The following is a 23,975-nucleotide window of genomic DNA, read 5'->3' as shown; positions in this document are numbered from 1 at the left end:
CTCAGTAGAGGAAGAAGGGTGCGGTCGGGTTGGTCGCCCGGCTGCCCGCCGGCACGTCCAGCACCTGTTCCCGCCTGATGATGTCGAACGGGTTGTTCCGGTAGGCCGCCCGGTTCGCCTCGTACATGTACGACAGCGACGGCAGCCCGCCGACCGCGCCGCCCGGGTACGCGGCCAGCTGCGTCACCTCGGCCCCGATGTCCCGCTTGAGTGCGGTCTCCTCGGTGCCGTCGACGCTGACCTGGTGGATCGCCGGCCGGCGGTCCGGCTCGTTCCCGGCGAGGACCAGCTCGTTCTCCGTCAGCCAGTCGACGGCGCTGATGCCGGTAAGCAGGGTGACCACCCGACGTGGCTGGCCCACGCTCACCACGCCGCCGTCGACGCTGACCGCGGCCACGTAGAGGGCGCCCCCGACGACCAGGGCGATCCGGTGCCCGTCGAGAGACCCGGCGACCGCCACGACCGGGCCGGTGACGTTCAGTGGGACCTGGCTCATCGCGGCCGCACCGTCGAACCGGTAGAGCTTGCCGTCGGCCGCCACCAGGCCGGCCGGATGGTTCTTGTCCAGCGAGCGCAGCCAGGTGGGGCGGCTGATGGCGCCGTAGGACCGGCCGCTGGGGTTGAACACGGCGACCGGTGCCGGACCCGAGCCGACCCGCAGCCGCTGCCGGCGGTCCGCGCCGGTGACCACCAGGGCGGCCAGCATCTGGTCGCCGGCGTGCGCGAGCGCCGCGGAGACCACGTTCCGGTTGTCGGCGGGCGCCAGCGGGACGGCGGCCCGCGGCTCGTTGCCGATGGCCAGCGGGCGGATCGCACCGTCGTAGACGCTGAACCGCGCCGGGACGTCCCCGGTCGGGTACGCGGCGTGCGTCGTCCGCTCCTGCTGGAGGTCGACGGTGCGCCGCTTCTGGTTCTGGATCTTCAGGTCGAGCTGGCCGCTCAACTCGGGCAGCGACCAGGCGAGCTGGGTGGCGAGCAGACCGAGCTTCTTGTCGTCGGCCCCCGGCATGCTGAGGTTGACCTCCCAGTGCCCGTCCGCGCCGGTGGCGTTGTTGATCGGCCGGGTGCCGTCCGGGAGCCCGGTGACGCCGGTGGCCAGCCAGCCGGACGGATCCCCGGTCAGCCACTTCACCACCTCGGTGACCCGCCGCTCGGTGGGCACCGACGAGGGCAGGTAGCGCAGGTCGGGCACCAGCCGGGTCTGGTCCGGGTTCCAGAAGTAGATGGTGTGCGACCGGTAGTACGCCAGCAGCGCGGTGTCGCTGACCAGCAGCACGTTCGGCACGGCGGTGAGCAGCAGCCCGGGTGCGCCCGGATCGGCCCGGCGCAGCTGGAACACGTACTCGGTCTCGCTGGCCTCCGGCGGCGCCAGGGTGCCGTTGGCCCGCAGCACGCCGACCTGCTGCACCTTGATGGTCACCGTGCTGGTGCCCTGGTTGTTCGGCGGCGTGACCTCGGGCTTCTCCCGGAGCCGGACCACGGTCAGCCCGATCTCGCTGCTCTGCTGCTTCTCCGGGAGCAGGCTCTTGGCCTCCTGCGCGATGAACTCCTTCGCCCGGGCGTACGCCTGCTCGCGCTCGCCGGCGGCGGCCGCCCGCAGGTAGTTCTCGATGAACGGGCCGGGCTCGTCGCTGTCGGTCGGGGTCGGCGGCCGCGCGGGGCTGCCGTTGACCGCGCCCGCCTCGGCGGCCGGACCCGAGCCGTCGACCTGCACCTCGCTCTCGGCCGGGATCCCGCAACCGACCACGCCGGCCGGGAGCAGCAGGCCGGCCAGCAGCGCGGCCAGCGCCCGCCGCCTCATGACGTCACCTCGGCCCGGTCGCCCGGCTCCGCCGGCCCGATGGCCAGCGCGCCCGCGCCGCTGCCCGGCCCGATGGCGAGCGGGCCGCCGTCGCGCGGACCGCCGAACGGCAGGGTGGCGTCGGCCGGCACGAGCCGCAGCGGCGAGGTGGTCAGCCGGTCCCCGGCGCGGGCCGGCAGGGTCAGCCGGAACTGGGCGCCCTGCCCCGGCGCTCCCCACGCCTCCAGCCAGCCGCCGTGCAGCCGGGCGTCCTCCAGGCTGATCGAGAGGCCCAGCCCGGTGCCGCCGGTCTGCCGCGCCCGGGACGGGTCGGCCCGCCAGAACCGGTTGAAGACCAGCTTCTCCTCGCCGGGCTTGAGCCCGACGCCGTGGTCCCGCACGGTGATCGCCACCGCGCTCTGGTCGACGCCGAGGGTGATCCGCACGGGCTTGGCCTCGCCGTGCTCGACGGCATTGCCGACCAGGTTGCGCAGCACCCGCTCGACCCGGCGCGGGTCCACCTCGGCGATCACCGGGCTGTCCGGCAGGTCCAGCTCGATGGCCACCCCGACCCGTTCGGCCAGCCCGGCCAGCCGCTCGGTCACCCGGTGCACCACCGGCACCAGGTCGGTCGGCTCGCTGTCGAGCATGGCGAAGCCGGCGTCGAAGCGGCTGATCTCCAGCAGGTCGGTGAGCAGCTCCTCGAACCGGTCCAGCTCGGCCTGGAGCAGCTCGGCGCTGCGCGCCACCGCCGGGTCGAACTCGTCCCGCTCGGCGAAGATCAGGTCGGCCGCCATCCGGACCGTGGTCAGCGGCGTCCGCAGCTCGTGGGAGACGTCGGAGGTGAAGCGGCGTTGCAGCCGGGACATCTCCTCCAGCCGGAGGATCTGCCGTTGCAGGTTGGTCGCCATCTGGTTGAACGAGGCGGCGAGCAGCGCCAGGTCGTCCTCGCCGTTGACCACCATCCGCTGGTCGAGCAGGCCGGCGGAGAGCCGCTGGGCGGTCCGGGCGGCCACCCGCACCGGGGTCACCACGAGGCGGGTGACCAGGGCGGCCAGCAGGCCGAGCAGCAGCACCAGGGCCGCGCCGGTGGCCACCACCGTGGCCCGGGCGTCGGCCGCGGTGGCGTCCTGCCGGGACAGGGGTACGAGGTAGTAGAGCTCCAGCTGGCCGAACCGGGTGGGCACCGGCGAGCCGTAGACCAGGTATTTGGTGCGCTGGCCGCCGAGGTAGCCGGTGCGGATCTGGTGGGCGACGTTGCCGGCCGCCACCGAGGCCCGCAACTCCTGGCTGATCATCGGGCGCACCTGCACATCCGGGGAGGTGCGCGGCGCGATGTTGGTGAAGTTGTCGGCGGTGATCGCCACCACCACGCCGCTGGTCTGCGCCGGGTCACCGCCGGCCAGGTAGTTGACCGTGCCGTCGATCGTGTCCTGGAGCTGGGCCTCCTGCGGCTGGCTGTAGAGGTTGAACTGCTTCGAGGCGTAGTCGCTGCCGTTCTGCAGCCGCAGCAGCACGTCGGTCTCGGCGTTCTCCAGCAGGATGTTGGTGAGCTTGTCGGCGATCAGGTACGCGAAACCGCCCACCAGCAGGCTCGACGCCACCAGTGTGATGGTCACCACACGGAGCTGGAGCGACCTCCGCCAGGTCTGGTGCGCCCCGGCGACGAGCCGGGCCGTACGACCCGCCAGGAGGCGCCACAGCGCCCGCGCGGCACGGAGCCGGCGGGGCGCGATGGTCGGCGAGTCGCGGAGCGGGGAGGTCACCACAGTGCTGACCAGGCTATCCGGTGCCCGCCTTGTAACCCACGCCCCGAACGGTGAGGATGATTTCGGGTCGCTCCGGATCCGGCTCGATCTTGGCGCGCAGCCGCTGCACGTGCACGTTGACCAGGCGGGTGTCGGCGGCGTGCCGGTAACCCCAGACCTGCTCCAGCAGCACCTCGCGGGTGAAGACCTGGCGCGGCTTGCGGGCGAGCGCGACCAGCAGGTCGAACTCCAGCGGGGTCAGCTTCACCTCCTCGCCGTCCCGGCTGACCGTGTGCGCCGGCACGTCGATGGTGATCTGGTTGCCGGGCGGTCCGATGGTGAGCAGCTCCGGCGCCACGTCCTCGCCCCGGCGCAGCCGGGCCCGCATCCGGGCCACCAGCTCCTTGGGCTTGAACGGCTTGACCACGTAGTCGTCGGCGCCGGACTCCAGCCCCAGCACCACGTCGACCGTGTCGCTCTTGGCGGTCAGCATGACGATGGGCACGCCGGACTCGCCCCGGATGGCCCGGGCCACGTCGATGCCGCTCATGCCGGGGAGCATCAGGTCGAGCAGGACGATGTCGGGCCGGCTGTCCCGGAACGCGGCCAGTGCCCGTTCCCCGTCCGCCACGAAGGACGGCACGAAGCCCTCGCTGCGCAGGACGATGCCGAGCATCTCGGCGAGTGCGGGGTCGTCGTCGACCACCAGTACCCGGGCTCTCATGGGGTTTATCGTTCCATCCCCGTTCGTTCGGAGGGTCGGCGTCTTCACGGCACCGTAGCGCCGAGGACGGTCCGGCACCACAGCTGACCGGGTGGCGCGCCCGGACGGACGGGTCCACCGGACGGGGACGCGCCGTGCAACCATGATCCCTCGGGCGTGTCGCCGCCCGCCACCTCCGCCCGCCCGCCAGGAGTACCCGTGCCCGACGCCGGCCCGACCGCGGTGCTCCCACGCCGCCCGCTGACCGTCGGCGAACTGCTCGACTCGGCCGTCCTGCTGCTGCGCGACCAGGCTCGGGCGCTCGTCCCGCTCGCCGTCCTGCTGGCCCTCGGCGAGCAGGCCCTCCTGCACCCGCTGCGGGTGCTGGCCGGCGCCCGGCCGCCCGAGTGGTGGCCCGACCCGGACCGGTTCGGGTGGTACTGGCTGCTGCTCGCCCTCGGCGCCGGCACCGAGGCCATGATCATCGCGCTGCTCGGCAACCCGGCCGCCCGGGCCGCCGGAGCCGCGCTGCTAGGCCGCCGCAGCGGGCCACGCGAGCTGCTCCGCGACGCCCGCTGGGCCGCTACCCTGCTGGCCGGCGCCGCGGTCGGGTGCACGATCCTGCTCGCCGGGCTGGCCGGGCCGGCCTGGTTCGTCGCGTACGGGCTGCTCGGCGCGCTGGTGCCGGTGCTCGTGGTGGACCGGGTGCCGGCGTACCGGGCGCCGGGGCGGGCGCTGCGGCTGGCGGTCCGGGTCGGTGGGCGGGCCGCCGCGATCCGGCTGCTCGGCTACCTGGGCTGGTGGCTCATCCGGCTCGGCATCGGGCTGGGCGCCTATCACGGGCTCGGGCTGCTGGGCCTCTTCGACGTCTCCGCCTGGGCCCTGCCGGTCGCCACCGTCGCCTGGGTGGCGGTGAACGCGGTCGCGTACCCGGCGCTGGCCTGCCTGGACGCGGTGCTGCACCTGGAGACCCGGATGCGCACCGAGGGGCTGGACATCCGGCTCTCCCGGGCCCCGGCCGCGGAACCCGTCCTGCTGGCGGTGCCCCGGTGAGCCGGTGGTGGACCGAGACGGCCGCCGCGCTGGGCGACGCCGTGCCGCTGCCGCTGGCGGCGCTGCTCCTGCTGGCCGGGGCGCTGCTGGTCGCGCTGGCCTGGTACTTCTTTCCGGCCTGGGTGCCCCGCCGGCTGCCCCGGATCGGCCGGCCCCGGCTGCCCCGGCTCCGGCTGCGGCTGCCCCGGTTGCGGCGGCCGACGTTGCGACTGCCGAGGCTGCGACTGCCCCGGCGGCGGCGCCGGGCCCGGTCGGACGCCCCGGTGGTGCCGGTGCCCGCGCCCCGGGCGGCCGAGCCGGCGACGGTCGCGTGGGCGGGCCTCGCCGACCGGCTCGCCGCCGAGGGCCGGTACGCCGAGGCGGTCCGGGAACGGCTGCGCGAGATGGTCCGCCTCCTGGTGGCACGGCAACTGGTGGAGCCCCGCCCCGGGCTGACCGTCACCGAACTGACCGCGGCCGTGGGCCGGGCCCGGCCCGAGGTGCGGCCCACCGTGCACACCGCCGGCGCGATCTTCTCCGACCTCTGGTACGCCCAGCGCCCGGCCACCGCCGCGCACGACCACCGGATGCGGGACCTCGCCGCCGACCTGCGCCGCGAACTGGCCGCCGACGGGGACCCCCGGTGACCGCCACCCTCGACCCGGCCCGGCCGGCGGCCCCGCCCACGCCCCGCCGCCGGTGGCACCGGGTGCTGGTCCCGACCGGGCTGGCCGTGCTGCTGATCGTGACAACGCTGGTCCTGCACGCCGTGGACCAGCCCGACCCGGACGACCCGGGTTTCCTCGCGCCGGCCGCCACCGGCGACGACGGGGGCAGCCGGCTGGCCGAGGCGCTGCGCGGGCAGGGGGTGCCGATCCGCCGGGAGACCGACACGCTGGACGCCCTGCGGGCCGCCGGAGCGGGTCCCACCACTCTCTTCGTGCCGGCTCCGGACCTGGTGCACCCGGACACCCTGGCCGCCCTGACGGTGCTGCCGCCCGGCAGCCGGCTGGTGCTGGTCGAGCCGTCCCGCCGGGTGCTGGCCGGGGTGGGTCTGCCGCTCGAACCGACCGACCGCCGGTGGGCCAGCCGGGCCGTGCCGCCCGACGCCGACGGCGGGCCCTGCCGGCTGCCCGAGGCGCTCCGGGCCGGCACGGCCGCCGTGGACCACCAGCGCTACGCCGGGCCGTCCGGCACCGACCGGTGCTACGCGGGCGCGCTGCGGCGCATCTCCTGGGGCACCGACGTGGTGGTGATCGGGGCCAGCGACCCGTTCCGCAACGACCGGATCGACGAGTGGGGCAACCGTGCCCTCGCCACCGGCCTGCTCGGCGGCGGCCGCCCGCTGGTCTGGCTCGACCTGCCCGGCCCCGCGCCGGCGCCGACCGGCCCGGGCTGGTCGCCGAGCCCGGACGACGGCGGGACGCCCCGGCCCCGGGACACCGGCGGACGCGGGGACGACCGGGCGGACCCGCCGCCGAGCTGGCACAACCCGCTCTGGGACGCGTTCCCGCCCTGGTTCTGGGCGATACTGGCGCAGCTCGCCGTGGCCGGGCTGCTGCTGGTGCTGTGGCGGGCCCGCCGGCTCGGCCCGCCCGTGCCGGAACCGCTGCCGGTGACGGTCCGCGCCGCCGAGACGGTGCTCGGCCGGGCCCGCCTCTACCGCCGGGCCGGCGCCCGGGACACCACCGCCGCGACGCTGCGCACCGCCGCCCTGGACCGGCTGCTGCCCCGGCTCAACCTGCCCCCGGACACGCCGCCCGACGAGGTGGCCGCCCGGGTCGCCGCGCACACCGGGGCCGCCCCGGAGCGGGTGGCCGAGCTGCTGCACGGCGCCGTCCCGGAGGACGACCGGGAGTTGCTGGAGCTGGCCCGCGAGCTGGACGCCCTGACCCGTACCCTGGCCCCCCACCCGACCGAAGGAGACCCCCGGTGACCGGACCCGTCATCGCCGCCGCGTCGCCCACCGCGCAGCCCGACGCCCGCGCCGCCCTGCACCGCCTGCGGGCCGAGGTGGCCAAGGCCGTCGTCGGCCAGGACGCCGTCGTCACCGGCCTGGTCATCGCGCTGCTCTGCCGGGGGCACGTGCTGCTGGAGGGCGTGCCCGGGGTCGCCAAGACCCTGCTGGTGCGCACGGTGGCCGGCGCGCTGGACCTGGAGTCCAAGCGGGTGCAGTTCACCCCCGACCTGATGCCCGGCGACGTCACCGGGTCGCTGATCTTCGACCCGCGCACCGCCGCCTTCACCTTCCGCGAGGGGCCGGTCTTCACCAACCTGCTCCTCGCCGACGAGATCAACCGCACCCCGCCGAAGACCCAGTCTGCGCTGCTGGAGGTCATGGAGGAGCGGCAGGTCTCCGTCGAGGGGGAGCGCCGCCCGCTGCCCGACCCGTTCATCGTGGCGGCCACCCAGAACCCCGTGGAGTACGAGGGCACCTACCCGCTGCCCGAGGCGCAGCTCGACCGGTTCCTGCTCAAGCTGACCGTCCCGCTGCCCGGGCGGGACGAGGAACTGGGTGTGCTCCGCGCCCACCACGCCGGGTTCGACCCGCGTGACCTGCGCGCCGCCGGCGTACGCCCGGTGGCCACCGCCGCCGACCTGGCCGCCGCCCGGGCGGCGGTGCACGCCGTGCACGTGGCCGAGCCCGTGCTCGGCTACATCGTGGACCTGTGCCGGGCCACCCGGGCCGCCCCGGCGCTGGAGCTGGGGGCCTCGCCCCGGGGCGCCACCGCCCTGCTGGGCACCGCCAAGGCGTGGTCCTGGCTGGCCGGCCGGGACCACGTCACCCCGGACGACGTGAAGGCGGTCGCCCGACCGACCCTGCGGCACCGGCTCCGGCTGCGCCCGGAGGTGGAGCTGGAGGGCGTCACCGTGGACGCCGTGCTGGACACGGTGCTGGCCACCGTGCCGACACCGCGATGACCTGGCGGGCGGGTCTGCTGCTCGCCGTGAGCGCGGCCACCCTGCCGGCCTGGCCCGAGCCGTTCCTCGGCGTCGCCGTGCTGACCGCGGCGGTGCTGCTGCTGGCCGCCCTCGACTGGGCCCTCGCGGCGCCGCTGCACGCGGTCACCGCCACCCGCGCCGGTGACCGCGCCGTCCGGCTGGGCGGGACCGCCACGGTCACCCTGCACCTGGCCAACACCTCCGCCCGCACCCTGCACGCCCAGGTACGCGACGCCTGGGTGCCCTCGGCCGGGGCGCGGCCCGACGTCCCCGCCGGGCAGGTGCTCACCGTCGCACCCGGCGGCACGGCCACCCTGCCGGTCCGGCTCACCCCGACCCGGCGCGGCGACCGGCCCGCGGTGGCACTGACCGTCCGCTCGCTCGGGCCGCTGCGGCTGGCCTTCCGGCAGCGCACCGGCCACCCCGCCACACCACCGTGGACGCTGCGGGCGCTGCCCCGCTTCGACTCGCGGCGGCACCTGCCCGAGAAGCTGGCCCGGCTGCGGGTCATCGACGGCGTCCAGGTGACCCGGGGGCGCGGCCACGGCACCGAGTTCGACACCCTCCGCGAGTACGTGGTCGGCGACGACGTGCGCTCGATCGACTGGCGGGCCAGCGCCCGCCGCTCCGACGTGCTCGTCCGCACCTGGCGGCCGGAGCGGGACCGCCGGTTGGTGTGCGTGCTGGACACCGGGCGCACCTCGGCGGTCCGGCTCGGCGACGAGCCCCGGTTGGACACCGCGATCGACGCGGCGCTGCTGCTCACCGCGCTGGCCGCCCGGGCCGGCGACCGGGTCGACCTGCTCGCCGCCGACACCGCGATCCGGGCGCGGGTGACCGGCAGCGGCCGGCCCGCCCTGCTCGCCCGGCTGGTGGACGTGGTCGCGCCGCTCCAGCCGGCGCTCGTAGAGACCGACTTCGAGCTGGTCGCCGGGGAGGTGCTGCGCCGGGAACGGCAGCGCAGCCTCGTGGTGCTGTTCACCGCCCTGGAGGCCGGCGCGCTCGGCGAGGGCCTGCTGCCGGTGCTGCCCCGGCTGGCCGCCCGGCACCGGGTGGTGCTCGCGGCCACCCACGATCCGGTGCTGGCCGGGCTCACCACCGCCCCGCCCGCGAGCCCCGACGACGCGTACGCCGCCGCGGCGGCCTGGCGGGCCCTCGCCGAGCGGGACCGGGTGCGGGCCGCCCTGTCCCGGCACGGGGTGACCGTGGTGGACGTTCCCGCCGACCGGCTCGCCCCGGCGGTCGCCGACACCTACCTGCGGCTCAAGTCCCTCGGCCAGCTCTGACGGCCCGCCCGCCGAGCAGCAGCGCGTACGCCAGGAAGGCCAGCCAGGCCGTGGCGCCGATGGCCACCCGGACGGCGACCGGCAGCGGCGCCGGGGTCACGAACGCCTCGAGCAGCGCGGAGACCGCGAAGAGCCCGACCAGGCCGGCGGCGACCACGATTGCCGAGCGGCCCGCCTCGGCGACCGCCCGGCCCCGGCTCAGCTGGGCCGGCGGCGCGATCCAGGCCCAGGCGGTCCGCAGCCCGACCCCGGCGGCAACGTAGATGCCGGTGAGTTCCAGCAGCCCGTGCGGGGTGATCATGCCGAAGAACACGTCGGCCCGGCCGTAGGAGACCATCACGCCGCCGACCACGCCGACGTTGAGCGCGTTCTGCCACAGCAGCCAGAACACGGGCACCACGAGCACACCGGCCGCCAGGCACTGCGCGGCCAGCCAGGCGTTGTGCGTCCACAGGTGGAACGCGAAGGTCGGCGCGGTGAACTCGGTGTAGTAGCCGGCGAAGCCGGAGTCGACGAGTTGCCGGGCCGCCTCGGCCCCGATGAACGCGGCGGCGGTGTCCGGGTGGCCGGCGACGAACCAGATGAGGAATGCGGTGAGCGCGCTGAACCCGGTGGCCACCGCGCACCACCAGGGCCAGGCCCGATAGAGGGCGGCCGGCAGGTCGGCTACGAGGAACCGGCCCACCGCCGCCCAGGAGGCCCGGGGGCGGCCGGTGATCCGGGCCCGCGCCGCGAGCACCAGATGGGAGAGGCGGCCGACCAGCGCCGGTTCCGGGGCCCGGCTGCGCAGCGCGGAGAGGTGGGTGGCCGCCCGCTGGTAGAGCGCCACCAGCTCGTCCACCTCCGCCGCGTCCAGCCTGCGCCGGCCGGTCAGCTGCTCCAGCCGCCGCCACTCGGCGCCGTGCTCGGCCACGTACGCGTCGAGATCCACTCGTCCTCCCCCGTCCGGCGCCCATAGTGTTCACTGTGCGAGTGCGCGCGCAACCACCCCCTCCGGCACCGTGGGCCGACGCCGGTCTGGTCAGCGGCGAGGCCGTGGAGCTGGACGTCCGGGCGGCCCGGCTCGGCTCCCGGGTGCTCGCCCTGCTGATCGACCTGGTGGCCCAGCTCGCGGTGGCGCTGGTGCTCGGCACGGCGTTGTCCGTGCTGGTGCGCAGCCTGCCGGCGGACGTCATGGACGCCGCGCTGGCCGGCGGGATGCAGCTCGTGCTGGTGGTGCTGGTACTGGTCGGCTACCCGGTGCTGATGGAGCGCTTCGCGGGCGGCCGGACGCTGGGCAAGCTGGCCGTGGGGCTGCGGGTGGTCCGCGCCGACGGCGGCCCGGTCGGGGTCGGCCAATCGCTGACCCGGGCGCTGGTGGGCGTGGCGGTGGAGTGGCCGGGGCTGGTGCTGCCGCTGCTGAGCTGGGCGGCGAGCGTGACCGTGATGCTGAGCGACCCGCGGGGGCGGCGGCTGGGCGATCTGGTGGCCGGGACGCTCGTGGTGCACACCCGGGCCGCCGGCGGGTGGCGGCGGGCCCCGCTGCCCGTGCCGCCGCTGCTCGGCTGGGCCGGCACCCTCGACCTGACCCGGATGGACGACGGGCTGGCGCTGGCCGTCCGGCAGTACCTGGGCCGGGTGCACCAGCTCGCCGGGCCGGACCGGGTCCGGCTGGGCCGGGAGCTGTGGGCGGAGGTCGCGGCGGTCACCTCGCCGCCCCCGCCGTGGGCCGCGCCCGAGCCGGCCTACCTGGCCGCCGTGCTGGCCGAGCGGGGCCGCCGGGCCGCGTACCGGCTGGGGCGGTCCCGGGCGGTCACCGCCATGCTCTGGCCCGAGCTGGTGCCCGCGCCGGCCACCGCGCCGGCGCCGGCCGTGCTGCGGCCCGCCGCGCCGTCACGCGCCGTTCCCCACCAGCCCGATCCGGTACGCGGACAGCCCGCCTCGGTCGACACCCGGCGCTGACCCCCGGGGTCAGGAGAAGAGCGGCCGGCCCCACCAGTCGGCGGCGTCACGGACGCCGGGCGGGCAGGCGAACAGGCCGCTGGAGACGTGCCGCAGGTACTCGTTCATCGCGTCGTTGCGGGCGAGCCGGGTCTGGATCGGCACGAACTGCCGGCGCGGGTCCCGCTGGTAGGCGATGAAGAAGAGCCCGGCGTCGAGCCGGCCCAGCCCGTCCGAGCCGTCCACGAAGTTGTAGCCGCGGCGCAGCAGGCGGGCGCCGTCGTTCTGGTCGGGGTGGGCGAGCCGGACGTGCGCGGTCTCGGCGATCACCGGCTCGCCGTCGTCGCCCTTGGCCGCGAAGTCCGGCTCGTCGAACTCGGCGCGCTTGCCGAGCGGCGCACCGGTGCCCTTGGTCCGCCCGACGATCATCTCCTGTTCGGCCAGCGGGCTGCGGTCCCACGTCTCGACCAGCATCCGGATCTTGCGGGTGACCAGGTAGGACCCACCGGTCATCCAGTCGGCGCCGTCCCCGGGCTGGGCCCAGAGCTGCTCGCGGAGCAGGTCGGCGTCCTCGGCCTTGAGGTTGGCGGTGCCGTCCTTGAAGCCGAACAGGTTGCGTGCGGTGGCCTGTCCCCGCGACGTCGAGGAGGTACGCCCGAAGCCGAGCTGGGACCAGCGGACGCTGACCACGCCCATCCCGATGCGGGCCAGGTTGCGGATGGCGTGCACCGCCACCTGCGGGTCGTTGGCGCAGGCCTGGACGCAGATGTCGCCGCCGGAGAGCTCCGGCTTGAGCGCGTCACCGGCGAAGTGCGGCAGGTCGGCCAGGGCGGCGGGCCGCTTGTCGGCGATGCCGAACCGGTCCCGGCCCTGGGCGTCGCGGAACAGCGTCGGGCCGAAGCCGACGGTGATGGTGAGCTGCGACGGGGGCAGCCCGAGCGCCTCGCCCGTGTCGTCCGGCGGGGCCTCCGGCATGCCGTCGACGGCGCCGATCAGCCCGGCGTCCTTGCCGGCGGTCATCCGGGCCGCGGCGGCGGTCCACTCCTGCAGCAGCGCGACGAGCCGTGCCCGGTCCTTGGTGATGACGTCGAACGCGACGAAGTGGAGCCGGTCCTGGGCCGGGGTGGTGATGCCGGCCTGGTGCTCGCCGTAGAACGGGACCGCGCCGGCCGCCGTCTCGGTGGCGGAGGCCTGTTCCCCGCCGCCGAACAGGGTGCCCGCGCCGACCGCCACCCCGGCCACGCCGGCCACGCCGGCTCCGGCCAGGGTGATGGCCCGGCGCCGGGACACCCCGGTCCCGCGGGTCGCCTCGTCGGTGCTCGCTTCGCTCATCACGTCACCTCCGTACCCGGTCGTCATCGGGCGACGACCGCGGCCACCTTGCTGATCGGCTCGGCCAGGGCGTTGATGCTGTCCGACAGTTCCTTGAGCTCGGCCTTGCTGAGCTGGGTGTGCAGCTTCCAGCCGTCGCCGGCGCGGTGCTTGCCGAGGGCGGTCTCGACCGCGGCGAACTCGGTGTCGAGCTGCTTGACCAGGTCGGGGGAGCGCTGCTCCAGGGCGGGACGCAGCGCGGCGATGGCGGCCTTCGAGCCCTCCAGGTTGGCGTTGAAGTCCCAGAGGTCGGTGTGCGAGTACCGCTCCTCCTCGCCGGTGATCTTGCCGCTGGCGACCTCGTCGAGGAGGGCCTTGGCGCCGTTGGCGAGCTGGAGCGGGGTGAGCTTCTCGGCGTTGGCCTTGGCCACGATCGCCTTCACGTCGACGAGCAGCTGGTCGGCGATGGCGCCGTCCTTGCTGACGTCGCCGGTGGTCCACAGGTCCTTCTCGATCCGGTGGAAGCCGGTGAACTGCATGCCCTCCTCGACGACCTCCTCGCGGCCGTCGATCTTCGGGTCGAGGTCGCCGAAGCTCTCGGCGACCGGCTCGATCCGCTCCCAGTAGGTGCGGGCCACCGGGTACAGCTCCTTGGCCCGGGCCACGTCGTTGGCCTTGACCGCGGCCACGAACTCCTCGGTCTTGGTGAGCAGGGCAACGGTCTGGCTCTGCACGTAGCGCTGGTAGCTGGCGGTGGCCTCGCCGAGGGCGGCGTCGGGTGCGACGGTCGCGACGGTGCCGCTGACCTTCAGCGCGCCCCGGATGCCGCGGCCACTCATGCCGGGCTTGCAGGCGGTCTCGTACGTGCCGGCGGGCAGTTCGACGCGCAGTTCGCGGCTGAGGCCGGGGGCGATGTTCTCCACCTCGCCCATCACCCGGTCGCCCGCGGCGTAGACGTAGAACTCGTTGACCTTGGACCCGGAGTTGGTCACCTTGAAGGTCACCTGCCCGGCCTCGATCTCGGTGCTGTCGACCTCGCAGGCGCTGTCGGTGGCCTTGACGGCGATCGGGCCGCCCGCCTTGGCGTCGGCGTCGTCACCGCCCCCGCACCCGGCCAGTCCGGCGACGGCGAGCACCCCGGCGGCGGCGGGCACGACGAATCGAGTGGTACGCATCGGTGGTGTCTCCTCGGAAACGGGCGGGTCAGGCGCGCTGGGGCGCGGTGTCGGTGGAGGCCTCGGTGGCGGCCGGCTCGGCCGGCGTGGTCGCGGCGTCGCCGGCCGGGGTCGGCTCGGGCGCGGCGGCGGTGGCCGGCGGGGCGGCGGGCGTGGCGGGCCGGGCCGGGGTGGCCGGCTTGCGCAGGAAGAGGACGAGCACCGGGACCGCGAAGGCCACCCAGGCGATCGTCTCCAGCACGGTCGGCGCGGCGGTGATGTTGAACATGCCCGCGAGCAGCGCCCCGTACCAGGCGTTCGGGTCGAGCGTCGAGGAGATGTCGAACGCCTGGTTGTTGAGGCCGGGCAGCACGCCGGCCTCCTGGAAGTCGTGCACGCCGTACTTGAGGATGCCGGCGGCGACGAGGATGAGCAGCGCGCCCGTCCAGGTGAAGAACCTGCTCAGGTTGATCTTCAGGGCGCTGCGATAGAGCAGGAAGCCGATCACCACGGCGGTGGCCACGCCGCCGGCCAGGGAGAGCAGCGCGCCGACGCCCGTGCCGCCGGCCGCGCTCTGCGCGGCGGAGTAGAAGATGAGCGCGGTCTCCAGGCCCTCCCGGATCACCGCGAGGAAGGCCATGCCGGCGACCGCGAGGGAGCCGACGGCGAGCGCCTCGGTGAGCTTGCCGCGCAACTCGCCGGCGATCGTCCGGGCGGCCTTGCGCATCCAGAAGATCATCCAGGTCACGAAGACCACGGCGGCCACCGAGGTGACGGCCTCAAACAGCTCGCGGTCCTCGGAGCGGGCCAGCAGCGACGTCGAGGTGTACTCGATCAGCCAGCCGAAGACGACGGAGAGCACCACGGCCAGGCCGACACCGGCCCACACCTGCGGCAGCCGGTCACGCCGTTGCGACTTCACGAGGAAGGCGACCAGGATGCTGACCACCAGGGTCGCCTCCAGGCCCTCCCGCAGGCCGATCAGGTACGTGGCGAACATCGGTACTCCGTAGTCGGTAAGGCACGCCTCAGTTAACTTAGGGCAGCCATACCTTCCTCCTGATCCGGCCGGCCGTCAAGTCGTTCATGGCCATGTCACCCGGACCGTCCGCAGCCCGACACGCGCAGATCACCGCGGCTTTCCCCCGCGTACGCGAAGGGGACCGGGACGGCCGCGCGGCGGCCGGCACCGGTCCCCTCCGGGTGCGGAACTCAGTAGCGGTAGTGCTCCGGCTTGAACGGGCCCTCCGGGGACACGCCCAGGTAGGCGGCCTGCTCCTTGGTGAGCGTGCTCAGCTTGGCGCCGAGCGCGTCCAGGTGCAGCCGGGCGACCTTCTCGTCCAGGTGCTTGGGCAGCACGTACACCCCGACCGGGTACTCGTCGGTCTTGGTGAAGAGCTCGATCTGGGCGATGGTCTGGTTGGCGAACGAGTTCGACATCACGAAGCTCGGGTGCCCGGTGGCGTTGCCCAGGTTCAGCAGGCGACCCTCGGAGAGCACGATGATGGCGTGGCCGTCCTCGAAGCGCCACACGTCGACCTGCGGCTTGATGTTCTCCCGCGTCACGTCGGCGCGCTTCGACAGGCCGGCCATGTCGATCTCGTTGTCGAAGTGGCCGATGTTGCCGACGATGGCCTGGTGCTTCATCCGGGCCATGTGCTCGTGGGTGATGACGTTGAAGCAGCCGGTCGCCGTGATGAAGATGTCGGCCTGCTCGACCACGTCGTCCAGGGTGGCCACCTGGTAGCCGTCCATCGCCGCCTGCAGGGCACAGATCGGGTCGACCTCGGTCACCACGACCCGGGCGCCCTGGCCGCGCAGCGACTCGGCGCAGCCCTTGCCCACGTCGCCGTAACCCATGACGACGGCCATCTTGCCGCCGATCAGCACGTCGGTGGCGCGGTTGATGCCGTCGATGAGCGAGTGGCGGCAGCCGTACTTGTTGTCGAACTTGCTCTTGGTCACCGAGTCGTTGACGTTGATGGCCGGGAAGAGCAGGGTGCCGGCCCGGTGCATCTCGTAGAGCCGGTGCACGCCGGTGGTGGTCTCCTCGGTCACGCCCTTGATGCCGGCGGCGATCCGGGTCCAGCGCTGGCCGTCCTCGGCGAGCGAGCGGTGCAGCAGCTGGAGGATGACCGCGTACTCCTCGGAGTCGGCCGACTCGACCGGCGGCACGACGCCGGCCTTCTCGAACTCGGCGCCCTTGTGCACGAGCAGGGTGGCGTCGCCGCCGTCGTCGAGGATCATGTTCGGGCCCTGCCCGTCGGGCCAGGTGAGCACCTGCTCGGTGCACCACCAGTACTCCTCCAGGCTCTCGCCCTTCCAGGCGTAGACCGGGACACCGGCCGGGGCCTCGGGGGTGCCCTCCGGGCCGACGACGATCGCGGCGGCGGCGTGGTCCTGGGTGGAGAAGATGTTGCAGGACGCCCAGCGGACCTGCGCGCCGAGCGCGACGAGGGTCTCGATCAGGACGGCGGTCTGGATGGTCATGTGCAGCGAGCCGGTGATGCGGGCGCCGGCGAGCGGCTGGGCCTCGGCGAACTCGCGACGGATCGACATCAGCCCGGGCATCTCGTGCTCGGCGAGCCGGATCTCCTTACGCCCGAACGCGGCGAGCGACAGATCCGCCACCTTGTAGTCGCCCTCGGCGAGGGTGCTCGGCCGGGCTCCGGACGACGCGCCACGGGGGGCCGCCGGGAGGGTGCTGGTCATGGAAGCTCCTGTCGAACGATGACTGCGCAGCCTTCCACCTTACGCGCGTGGACTTCTTCTCCCCGGCCCGGTTGGCCGACCGCGTGGTGACCGGTCGGCGGACAGCGCACGGGGCGGTCGGTCGTGAACGGACTTTCCGCTCACGGCCCGGCCGCCCCGTGCATCCCCCCGGTTTGGTTCCCCCGCGCGCTACCGAGACCTTCGTCGCGACAACGCTGCGTACCCATAGAGTCACACCGCGTCACGACCCCGTCAAGCCATTTCGGGAAAGTCGGACTTGATGGGCGGGCGGATCGCTCAGCGCACGCCGGCGGTGGCGACGAACCCCTCGCCGTCGCCGCCGAGCACCAGCGGGCCGCCCGCCGCGGCGCCGATCGCCGCCTGGCCGGCCGCCAGGGTGACGCGACCCACCCCGTCGTCCACGACGAGCTCGCCGGCGCGGCAGAGCACCACCCGCGGGCCGGGCAGCGCCAGCCGCGCCTCCGGGCCGCCGGGCGTCACCTCGACCCGGTGCAGCGCGAAGTCGTCCACCGGCACCGGCCAGGTCACCACCCCGGGCGCCACCGGCTCCGGCCGGACCACCGGCTCGTCGAGCACCTCGAAGCGCAGCACCCGCAGCAGCTCGTCCACGTCCACCCGCTTCGGGGTGAGACCACCGCGGAGCACGTTGTCGCTGGCCGCCATGATCTCGACGCCCGTGCCCCGCAGGTAGGCGTGCAGATTGCCGGCCGGCATCCAGATCGCCTCGCCGGGCGCCAGCCGGACGTGGTGCAGCAGCAGCGCCACCACCACACCCGGGTCGGCCGGGTAGTCGGCCGCCAGGGCCCGGGCCAGGTCGGCGTCCGGCCCGGCGGCCTCCGCCGCCAGCACATCCGCCACCAGCCCGGCCCGCTCCGCCGCCGGCCAGCTCAGCAGCAGGCGTACGGCCTCCCGCAGCCCCGCCGGCCCGGTGCGCAGCGCCGCCACCACCGGCTCCAGCCCGGGTACGCCGAACGCCGCGATCGCCGCGGCCGACTCGGCCGGGTCGCGGAAACCGCACAGCGCCTCGAACTCCGACAGCGCGACCAGCAGCTCCGGCTTGTGGTACGGATCGACGTAGTTCACCCGGTCGGCGTCCGCGGCGTAGCCGGTCCGGGCCTGCGCGGCGTCCGGGTGGGCCTGGAGGCTCAGCGGGGCGTCCGCAGCCAGGACCTTCAACAGGAACGGCAGCCGGGTGCCGAACCGGCCGACCAGGTGCTCGCCGAGCCAGTGCGCCGGCTCGGCGTCCAGCAGGTCGGTGAGGCTGACAGGGCTGCCGTCCCGGTCCACGGTGGCCGGGGCGCCCGGGTGGGCACCCAGCCACAGCTCGGCCTCCGGCCCGGCGCTCGGCACCGCACGCCCCTGCAACTCGGCGATCGCGGTGCGGGAGCCCCAGGCGTAGTCCCGGATCCGGCCCTGCAGCAGTTCCACGGTCAGCTCCCGGGCCGTCCGGCGACCTCGTCGCCCCCCGCGTCGCCGTCCGGCTGCGGGACGGCGGTGTGCGCCGCCTGCCCGGTGCCCGCCCGGTCCGCCGCCGCGCTGTAGATGTCCGGCTCCAGGTAGATGACCCGGGCGATCGGCACGGCCGCGCGGATCCGCGCCTCGACGGCGTTGATGCCCCGGGCGAGCTCCTCGGCGGTCTCGCAGGCCGGCACCCCGATCTTCGCGGCCACCATCAGCTCCTCCGGGCCCAGGTAGAGCGTCTTCATGTGGATGATCCGCTCGACCTCCGGCCCCTCGGTGACCGCCCGCTCGATCTTGGCCAGGTCGCTCCGCTCCGCGCCCTCACCGAGCAGGAGACTCTTGGTCTCGATGGCCAGGGTGATCGCGATGATCACCAGCAGCACACCGATCATCGCAGTGCCGGCCGCGTCCCACATGCCGTTCCCGGTGATCAGGGTCATCCCCACGCCGAACAGCGCGAACACCAGACCGATCAGCGCGCCGAAGTCCTCCAGCAGCACCACCGGCAGCTCCGGGGCCTTGGCCCGGCGGATGAACCGCACCCAGGACTGGTTGCCGCGGATCTGGTTGGACTCCTGGATGGCGGTCCGGAACGAGAAGCCCTCCATGCCGATCGCGATCACCAGGACGGCCACCGGAACCCACTGCCACTCGGTGATCGGCTCCGGATGCTGCGCCTTGTGGTACGCCTCGTACAGCGCGAAGAGGCCACCGACGCTGAACAGCACGATCGCCACGATGAACGCGTAGATGTAGCGCTCCCGGCCGTAGCCGAAGGGGTGCTCCGGGGTGGCCTCCCGCTTGGCCCGCCGGCCGCCGAGCAGCAGCAGGCCCTGGTTGCCCGAGTCGGCCACCGAGTGGATCGACTCGGCAAGCATCGACGAGGAGCCGGTCAGCAGGAACGCGATGAACTTCGTGACGGCGATGCCGATGTTGGCCGCCAGGGCGGCGACGATCGCCCGAGTCCCACCATTGGCGCTCACGCCACTCCCCGCCCGATGCCGCACGTGCTCACTGGTTCGCCAGCTCCTTCATCTCGGTGATGGCCGGCACGGCCATCGGGTCCAGTCCGTGTGCCAGGGCGAGGTAGACCGAGGCGAAGTCCGGGACCGCCATCAGCGAGGCGAGCCGCTCCAGCGCGGACCCGCCCTCCGCGGTGACCACGTCGCAGCGCACCCCGCGCCGCTCGGCGAGGGTCTGCACCGCGTCGGCCCGGCGCTCCTCCACGGCCAGCGGCTCGTCGGTGTCGTCCTCGGCGTTGAGGCCACCGTCGCGCAGCAGCACCAGCCGCAGCCGGGTGGCGTCACCGTCGGTCTCCTCGGGGTCGGCGAAGATGTCCCGCTCCCCCTCGACCAGGCCGCCGAAGACGCCGTCGAGCAGGCCGACGCGGCCCCGGCCCGCCTCGCCCAACGCCCCGGTGACCACCGGGTAGCGGGCGTTGGCGGAGAGCGTGTCGCCGAACCTGCGGGCCGCGACGGTCGCCAGCGGCGACGAGCCCCAGACGATCGGGATCGACCCGGACAGGCCCAGGGCCAGCGACTTCGCCGGGTTGACGAACGACTCGGCGGTGGGCCGGCACCGGTCGGCGTCGGCGTCCAGCCGGGCCGCGGTCTCGGCCAGGTCCGCCTCGTTGACCTTCACGAGCCCGAGCGTACGGGCGGCGAGCAGGACCGGCACGGTGAGCGCCCACAGGCTGGCCCGGGCCGGGGCGCGCCGGGGCACCGGGATGAACGGCGCGCGGGCCCGCTCGGCCACCGACTGGAGCTGCGAGTCCGGCGCGCCGACGGCGACCAGGCGGGCGCCCCGCCGGTGTGCGGCCTCGGCGGCGCCCAGCGCCTCGGGGCTGCGGCCGGAGGCGCTCACCGCGATGACCACGTCCGCCGCGCCCACCCAGCCGGGCACGCCGGCGCTGCGGTGCGGGATCACCGGCACCGGGCAGCGCGGCCCGGCCACCGTGGCCAGCACGTCGCCGGTACGCCCGGCCGTGCCGATGCCCGCGATCACCACCGCCCGGGGGCGGCCCTCGTCGGCGAGGACGGTCAGGTTCGCCTCGGCGGCCAGCGCCGCCGACTCACGGACCTGCGCGCCAGCGGAGGCGGTGAACCGGAGCATGCCGCCCGGATCGTGCTCCGCCAGCCGGTCCGGACTGTCCAGCAATGACTCGTCCGCGTGCCGGTGCCCGCTGACCCCGGCCGTACCCTCCATCATCGCGGCGACCCGGAGCCGCGCGTGTCGTCCGCGGCGGGGCCGCCGCGGGCCTCGTCGAGGAGCAGCACCGGGACGTCGTCCCGGACCTCGAAGATCCGACCGCACTCGGTGCAGGTCAGCGTCTGGGCCTGCGGGTCGTAGTCGAGCGGTGCGTGGTGCGTGTCCGGGCAGGCGAGGATCTCGAGCAACTGCGGGTCCAGGGCCACGGCGCGGCTCCTTCCACGTATGCGGTCTCACCGGTCGGCGGTGCCGTCCGGCGCACGCGATCTTATCGGCGAACCAGCCCGGCCACCGCGTCACATCTCGGCACCGGGTGCATGGCGACCGGTCAGGTCACCGTCACCCACCGTCACCGTAACCCCGGCGACCGGCCGGGTTCCGGTTCAGCGGGGCATGCGGGGCAACACCGTGGTGGCGTCACCACCCGCGGCGGCCGGAGGCTCGCCGTCCGGCCGGTCGGTCACGGCCGAGGGAGCGCCGTAGACGCTTCCCGACGGGCGGGGTGTCGGGGTGGGCGGCTGCTGCCCGTACACCTGACCGGCGGGCGCCCCGGAACGGTAGGTCGTGCTGCCGCGCGGGAGCGGGACCGGCGGGTGACCGGCGTCCGGCTGCCCGTCCGTCTTCTCCGCGCGGTTGCGGCGGACCAGCAGCACGATCAGCGCGACGCCGACCAGCACCAGTGCGATGCCGAACCACATGATCGGGGAACCTCCGGAGGACGAGTCGTCGGCCTCGGTGCCGGCGGCCGGGTCGAGCGCGGCGGCCACCGCCGCGGTGGTGCCGGACTCCGCCGGCGTGGTCGCGACGGCGCTCGGGGTGGGGGTCGGCGACGGCTTGCGGGACGGCGTCGGGCTGGGGCTGGCGGTGGGCTCCGCACCCACCACACGGGCCGCGGTGGCGGACCGGCCGAGGACCCGTCCGTTCGCGGCGCTCGCCTCAGCGACCACGTCCAACCGCCCGCCAGTCACGCCGGCCAGGAAGGCCACCCGGTAGCGGACCGTGATCCCCTTGCCCTTGCAGAGAGCCGCGTTGGCGGGCGACGTCTGCCCCGTGGCGACCGCGCCGCCGCCGCCGGACACCGGCACCGGCACCCACCGGCCACCGCTGGCCACCTGCACGTGGACCTGGTCCGCCCGCAGGCCGTCGAGCCGCAGCCCCAGCGCGGTGCGGAGCAGTACGCAGCCGTCGGTGCGCTTGCGCACCTCGACCGCCACCGTGCCCGCCGAGCCACCTGCCGTGAAGCGGCTCGCCGAGCGCACCTCCACCCGGTCGTCGGCGGCCAGCGCCGGGGACGCCGCGCCGGCCACCAGGCCGCCCAGCATCGCACCGACCGTGGCCCACCGCGCCGCGTGTCGCCTCACCGACATCTCCACCTCACCGCTTCCGTCCCGGACGGGATCCGCCGGTCAGGTTACTACCGGCCCCGAGGAGCACCCGCCCATCGAGCACCCCGCATGTGTGCCGCGACACCCCGCGACACCCGCTCCATCCTCGACGCGACCCGGCCCGCCCGCATGATCAATTCCGGCCGTCAACAGCGACGGTCGCCATCGCCGATGACCGGCGACGCGGTGCGAATCTTGGACACTTACCGTTCGGCACGAACGACAACTGTCCAAGATTCACATCGGCGCCCGCACGATCGGAGCGAGCCGGGTGCGGCGGCCGGCCGTCAGGCGCTCGCGGCCGGGTCGCCCTCGTCGGCCGGCGCGGGCGTCCGGGGAATTGCCTCAGCGGGCGTCCGGAACTGCCTCGTCGGTCGGCGCGGCGGCCGCAACTGCCTCGTCGGTCGGCGCGGCGGCCGGGCGGCCCGCGGGAAGGGCCCGGCGGCAGAGCCGATCGGCCGTGCGGGTCGTCTCCGGCAGCCGGTACCGGGGCGTCGACGCCAGCACCCGGTCGACCGCGTTGTCCAGACTCATCCGGTGCCCGACGCTGACGAACACCGGCTTCACCCCGTCGCGGGTCCGCAGCACCCGGCCCACCACCTCACCGCCGTCGCGCAGCGGCGTCCAGGCGCCCCGCTCGGGCGCCGGCTCGTCCCAGACCCCGACCAGCGGCGTCTTCCCCACCCCGATCGCGGGCAGCCCCGTCACCAGCCCGAGATGGCAGGCCAGCCCGAACCGGCGCGGATGCGCCAACCCGTGCCCGTCGCAGATCAACAGGTCCGGCCGGACGGTCAACCGGTCCAGGGCCGCCAGCAACGCCGGCAGCTCGCGGAAGGCGAACAGCCCCGGCACGTAGTCGAACGCCGGCCGGCCCACACTCACCGCCTCGTCCACCACGGCGAGCGTGGTCGCGTCCAGCACCGTGACGGCGGCCGCGAGTCGGTCACCGCTCTCGGCGTAGGCGACGTCCAGCCCGGCGACCGTCGCGGGCGCCGTCGGCCCCGGACCCACCAGATCGACCCGCGACCGCAACTCCTCCTGGACGCGCAGCGCCTCCGCCACACTGGTCGGCGGGCGGTAGGGCACTCCACCGCCCGTCACGAGCGGCCGTCTCTCCGGCCGGCGTCGCGGCGGCCGTCCGCCCCGCCGCCCCGGCCCGGCTCCGGCCGGCCGGACCGGTTGGCAGGCCGGCCGGCATCGGCCCCAATGCCCGTCATCGCCTCACCGTAGCCAACCTGCCCGGGTCACTGGCCGACGCGGCCGTCGATCAGCTCGCGCAGCAGGTCGGCGTGGCCGTTGTGCCGGGCGTACTCCTCGATCATGTGCACCAGCAGCTCCCGCAGCGAGATCTCCCCGTCACCGTGCCGCCCCTTGACGTCCAGGTTCGGGGCCGCGGCGACGAACCGCTCCGCGTACGCGACCTCCTCCCGCCAGGCCGCCCAGGCCTCCTCGACCACGGCCGGGTCACCCACCGCGCCGTGGAAGTCGGCGTCCCGGTCCGTCTCGTGCCGCCAGATCCGCGGGGCGGCCTCGCCCGCCATGGTGCGGCGGAACCAGCCCCGCTCCACCTCCGCCATGTGCCGGACCAACCCCAGCAGCGACATGGGCGACGGGGGAACCGACCGCCGGGCCAACTGCTCGGCGTCGAGGCCCGCGCACTTGAGTTCCAGGGTGAGGCGCTGGTCCCGCAGGTAGTTGACCAGGACGCTCAACTCGTCGTCGAACCCGCCCTCCGAACGGGGGTCGTCCTCCGGCTTGACGAACATGTTCGACCAGGCGAAGTGCGGAGTGGGGCGATCGGTATCGGTACCCTCGTCAGACATGCCCGGACCCTCTCGCTGCGCGGCGGCGGCCGGCAAGGGATTTTGCCGGCGGGGTCAGGACGCGGCGGTGGCGATGGTGGGGTCGGCGCCCGGATCACCGGCCTGCTGAAGCTGCTCCTCGAACATCACAAACGTCCGCCGCCTGACTCCCCTGATGAGGGCCTGCTCCTCCAGGGTCGGGTAGCGGCGCTCACGACCCAGGGTCTCCTCAATGGCCCTCACCGTCTCGTACAGAGCGAACACTGCTCCCTCGCCGCGGAGGTAGTAACCGCGGTTATGCTCCGTGAGTTGCACGAACTCGTCCCGCGAAATCTGGTTAACCTCGTCACCGCCAAGAAAAAGCACTTTGTCGATGAGGTTGTTCGCGTGGTTCCAACCTCCTGTGTCTCTGGACAGCCGCCACGCCGCGACGCCACCCTCGGCAGTCTCGACCAGTTTCAGCGGGGAATCGTAGTAGTTGAAGAACCTGGGCAAGATCAAACCTCTCG

The 23,975-nt window shown here is 74.5% G+C and carries 22 protein-coding genes; 6 read left to right on the top strand and 16 right to left on the bottom strand.

Annotated elements, in window-relative coordinates; all coding sequences use genetic code 11:
- Position 1: 1 nt before the first annotated feature.
- The 3 genes from ACZ6PY_RS04960 to mtrA are packed head-to-tail and all read right to left on the bottom strand — an operon-like array spanning position 2 to position 4,252.
- Positions 2-1,801: an LpqB family beta-propeller domain-containing protein gene (locus ACZ6PY_RS04960; RefSeq protein ID WP_466069272.1), complete on the bottom strand. Its 1,800-nt coding sequence runs from the start codon at positions 1,799-1,801 to the stop codon at positions 2-4.
- A complete protein-coding gene (gene mtrB, locus ACZ6PY_RS04955) occupies positions 1,798-3,516 on the bottom strand; it encodes an MtrAB system histidine kinase MtrB (protein WP_466069418.1) in 1,719 nt (572 codons plus the stop codon). The genes ACZ6PY_RS04960 and mtrB overlap by 4 nt, the downstream gene beginning before the upstream one ends.
- Positions 3,517-3,562: 46 nt before the next feature.
- A complete protein-coding gene (gene mtrA / locus ACZ6PY_RS04950; RefSeq protein ID WP_046564340.1) occupies positions 3,563-4,252 on the bottom strand; it encodes an MtrAB system response regulator MtrA in 690 nt (229 codons plus the stop codon).
- Positions 4,253-4,450: 198 nt separating this feature from the next.
- On the opposite strand from mtrA, the gene ACZ6PY_RS04945 reads away from it, so the two are divergent.
- The 5 genes from ACZ6PY_RS04945 to ACZ6PY_RS04925 are packed head-to-tail and all read left to right on the top strand — an operon-like array spanning position 4,451 to position 9,492.
- Positions 4,451-5,284 carry a hypothetical protein gene (locus ACZ6PY_RS04945; RefSeq protein ID WP_466069270.1) on the top strand — a complete coding sequence of 278 codons (834 nt, stop codon included), beginning with the start codon at positions 4,451-4,453 and terminating at the stop codon, positions 5,282-5,284.
- Positions 5,281-5,910 (top strand): DUF4129 domain-containing protein, encoded by a 630-nt coding sequence (locus ACZ6PY_RS04940; protein ID WP_466069268.1) that lies wholly within the window; start codon positions 5,281-5,283, stop codon positions 5,908-5,910. The genes ACZ6PY_RS04945 and ACZ6PY_RS04940 overlap by 4 nt, the downstream gene beginning before the upstream one ends.
- Positions 5,907-7,199: a DUF4350 domain-containing protein gene (locus ACZ6PY_RS04935; RefSeq protein WP_466069266.1), complete on the top strand. Its 1,293-nt coding sequence runs from the start codon at positions 5,907-5,909 to the stop codon at positions 7,197-7,199. The genes ACZ6PY_RS04940 and ACZ6PY_RS04935 overlap by 4 nt, the downstream gene beginning before the upstream one ends.
- Positions 7,200-7,210: 11 nt before the next feature.
- Positions 7,211-8,185, top strand: coding sequence for an AAA family ATPase (locus ACZ6PY_RS04930; protein WP_466069416.1), 975 nt, complete (start codon positions 7,211-7,213; stop codon positions 8,183-8,185).
- Positions 8,182-9,492 carry a DUF58 domain-containing protein gene (locus tag ACZ6PY_RS04925; RefSeq protein WP_466069264.1) on the top strand — a complete coding sequence of 437 codons (1,311 nt, stop codon included), beginning with the start codon at positions 8,182-8,184 and terminating at the stop codon, positions 9,490-9,492. The genes ACZ6PY_RS04930 and ACZ6PY_RS04925 overlap by 4 nt, the downstream gene beginning before the upstream one ends.
- Here ACZ6PY_RS04925 and ACZ6PY_RS04920 read toward each other — a convergent pair.
- Entirely contained in the window at positions 9,470-10,423 is a 954-nt protein-coding gene (locus ACZ6PY_RS04920) for a stage II sporulation protein M (RefSeq protein ID WP_466069262.1), read from the bottom strand. The genes ACZ6PY_RS04925 and ACZ6PY_RS04920 overlap by 23 nt on opposite strands.
- Positions 10,424-10,458: 35 nt before the next feature.
- Here ACZ6PY_RS04920 and ACZ6PY_RS04915 point away from each other — a divergent pair, with 35 nt between their 5' ends.
- Positions 10,459-11,433, top strand: a complete 975-nt coding sequence (locus tag ACZ6PY_RS04915) for an RDD family protein (RefSeq protein ID WP_466069260.1) — start codon at positions 10,459-10,461, stop codon at positions 11,431-11,433.
- A 9-nt stretch (positions 11,434-11,442) separates the two neighbouring features.
- Here the strand turns inward: ACZ6PY_RS04915 and efeB are convergent, their stop codons facing one another.
- From efeB to ACZ6PY_RS04855, 12 genes are all read right to left on the bottom strand, one after another.
- Complete coding sequence (gene efeB / locus ACZ6PY_RS04910; protein WP_466069258.1) at positions 11,443-12,771, bottom strand: iron uptake transporter deferrochelatase/peroxidase subunit; 1,329 nt, start codon at positions 12,769-12,771, stop codon at positions 11,443-11,445.
- A complete protein-coding gene (gene efeO, locus ACZ6PY_RS04905) occupies positions 12,768-13,898 on the bottom strand; it encodes an iron uptake system protein EfeO (RefSeq protein ID WP_466069257.1) in 1,131 nt (376 codons plus the stop codon). The genes efeB and efeO overlap by 4 nt, the downstream gene beginning before the upstream one ends.
- 28 nt (positions 13,899-13,926) lie before the next feature.
- Positions 13,927-14,877 carry an iron uptake transporter permease EfeU gene (gene efeU / locus ACZ6PY_RS04900; protein WP_466069255.1) on the bottom strand — a complete coding sequence of 317 codons (951 nt, stop codon included), beginning with the start codon at positions 14,875-14,877 and terminating at the stop codon, positions 13,927-13,929.
- A gap of 212 nt (positions 14,878-15,089) precedes the next feature.
- The gene (ahcY, locus tag ACZ6PY_RS04895; protein ID WP_466069253.1) at positions 15,090-16,589 is read right to left on the bottom strand and encodes an adenosylhomocysteinase; all 1,500 of its coding nucleotides are present in this window, start codon (positions 16,587-16,589) and stop codon (positions 15,090-15,092) included.
- A 297-nt stretch (positions 16,590-16,886) separates the two neighbouring features.
- Complete coding sequence (gene manA, locus ACZ6PY_RS04890) at positions 16,887-18,038, bottom strand: mannose-6-phosphate isomerase, class I (protein ID WP_466069251.1); 1,152 nt, start codon at positions 18,036-18,038, stop codon at positions 16,887-16,889.
- A gap of 2 nt (positions 18,039-18,040) precedes the next feature.
- Entirely contained in the window at positions 18,041-19,054 is a 1,014-nt protein-coding gene (locus ACZ6PY_RS04885) for a cation diffusion facilitator family transporter (RefSeq protein ID WP_466069249.1), read from the bottom strand.
- A gap of 28 nt (positions 19,055-19,082) precedes the next feature.
- Positions 19,083-20,279: an SIS domain-containing protein gene (locus tag ACZ6PY_RS04880; protein ID WP_466069247.1), complete on the bottom strand. Its 1,197-nt coding sequence runs from the start codon at positions 20,277-20,279 to the stop codon at positions 19,083-19,085.
- Positions 20,276-20,485 (bottom strand): Trm112 family protein, encoded by a 210-nt coding sequence (locus tag ACZ6PY_RS04875; RefSeq protein WP_262286580.1) that lies wholly within the window; start codon positions 20,483-20,485, stop codon positions 20,276-20,278. Before ACZ6PY_RS04875 ends, ACZ6PY_RS04880 begins: the two co-directional genes overlap by 4 nt.
- A 177-nt stretch (positions 20,486-20,662) precedes the next feature.
- The gene (locus ACZ6PY_RS04870) at positions 20,663-21,646 is read right to left on the bottom strand and encodes a hypothetical protein (RefSeq protein WP_466069244.1); all 984 of its coding nucleotides are present in this window, start codon (positions 21,644-21,646) and stop codon (positions 20,663-20,665) included.
- A gap of 363 nt (positions 21,647-22,009) precedes the next feature.
- Positions 22,010-22,765 (bottom strand): deoxyribonuclease V, encoded by a 756-nt coding sequence (gene nfi, locus ACZ6PY_RS04865; protein ID WP_466069242.1) that lies wholly within the window; start codon positions 22,763-22,765, stop codon positions 22,010-22,012.
- A gap of 143 nt (positions 22,766-22,908) precedes the next feature.
- A complete protein-coding gene (locus tag ACZ6PY_RS04860) occupies positions 22,909-23,487 on the bottom strand; it encodes a DinB family protein (protein WP_466069240.1) in 579 nt (192 codons plus the stop codon).
- A gap of 54 nt (positions 23,488-23,541) precedes the next feature.
- Positions 23,542-23,961 carry a hypothetical protein gene (locus tag ACZ6PY_RS04855; protein ID WP_466069238.1) on the bottom strand — a complete coding sequence of 140 codons (420 nt, stop codon included), beginning with the start codon at positions 23,959-23,961 and terminating at the stop codon, positions 23,542-23,544.
- Positions 23,962-23,975 lie beyond the last annotated feature (14 nt).

This window comes from Micromonospora sp. NPDC048907 (assembly GCF_055586885.1).
This window is presented reverse-complemented; position numbering and strand designations above follow the sequence as displayed.

Coding starts and splice junctions, on each gene's coding strand:
- ACZ6PY_RS04960 (WP_466069272.1), bottom strand. CDS start 1,801: ATGAGGCGGCGGGCGCTGGCCGCGCTGCTGGCCGGCCTGCTGCTCCCG.
- efeB (WP_466069258.1), bottom strand. CDS start 12,771: ATGACGACCGGGTACGGAGGTGACGTGATGAGCGAAGCGAGCACCGAC.
- efeO (WP_466069257.1), bottom strand. CDS start 13,898: ATGCGTACCACTCGATTCGTCGTGCCCGCCGCCGCCGGGGTGCTCGCC.
- ahcY (WP_466069253.1), bottom strand. CDS start 16,589: ATGACCAGCACCCTCCCGGCGGCCCCCCGTGGCGCGTCGTCCGGAGCC.
- mtrA (WP_046564340.1), bottom strand. CDS start 4,252: ATGAGAGCCCGGGTACTGGTGGTCGACGACGACCCCGCACTCGCCGAG.
- ACZ6PY_RS04860 (WP_466069240.1), bottom strand. CDS start 23,487: ATGTCTGACGAGGGTACCGATACCGATCGCCCCACTCCGCACTTCGCC.
- ACZ6PY_RS04870 (WP_466069244.1), bottom strand. CDS start 21,646: ATGTCGGTGAGGCGACACGCGGCGCGGTGGGCCACGGTCGGTGCGATG.
- efeU (WP_466069255.1), bottom strand. CDS start 14,877: ATGTTCGCCACGTACCTGATCGGCCTGCGGGAGGGCCTGGAGGCGACC.
- ACZ6PY_RS04925 (WP_466069264.1), top strand. CDS start 8,182: ATGACCTGGCGGGCGGGTCTGCTGCTCGCCGTGAGCGCGGCCACCCTG.
- ACZ6PY_RS04880 (WP_466069247.1), bottom strand. CDS start 20,279: ATGATGGAGGGTACGGCCGGGGTCAGCGGGCACCGGCACGCGGACGAG.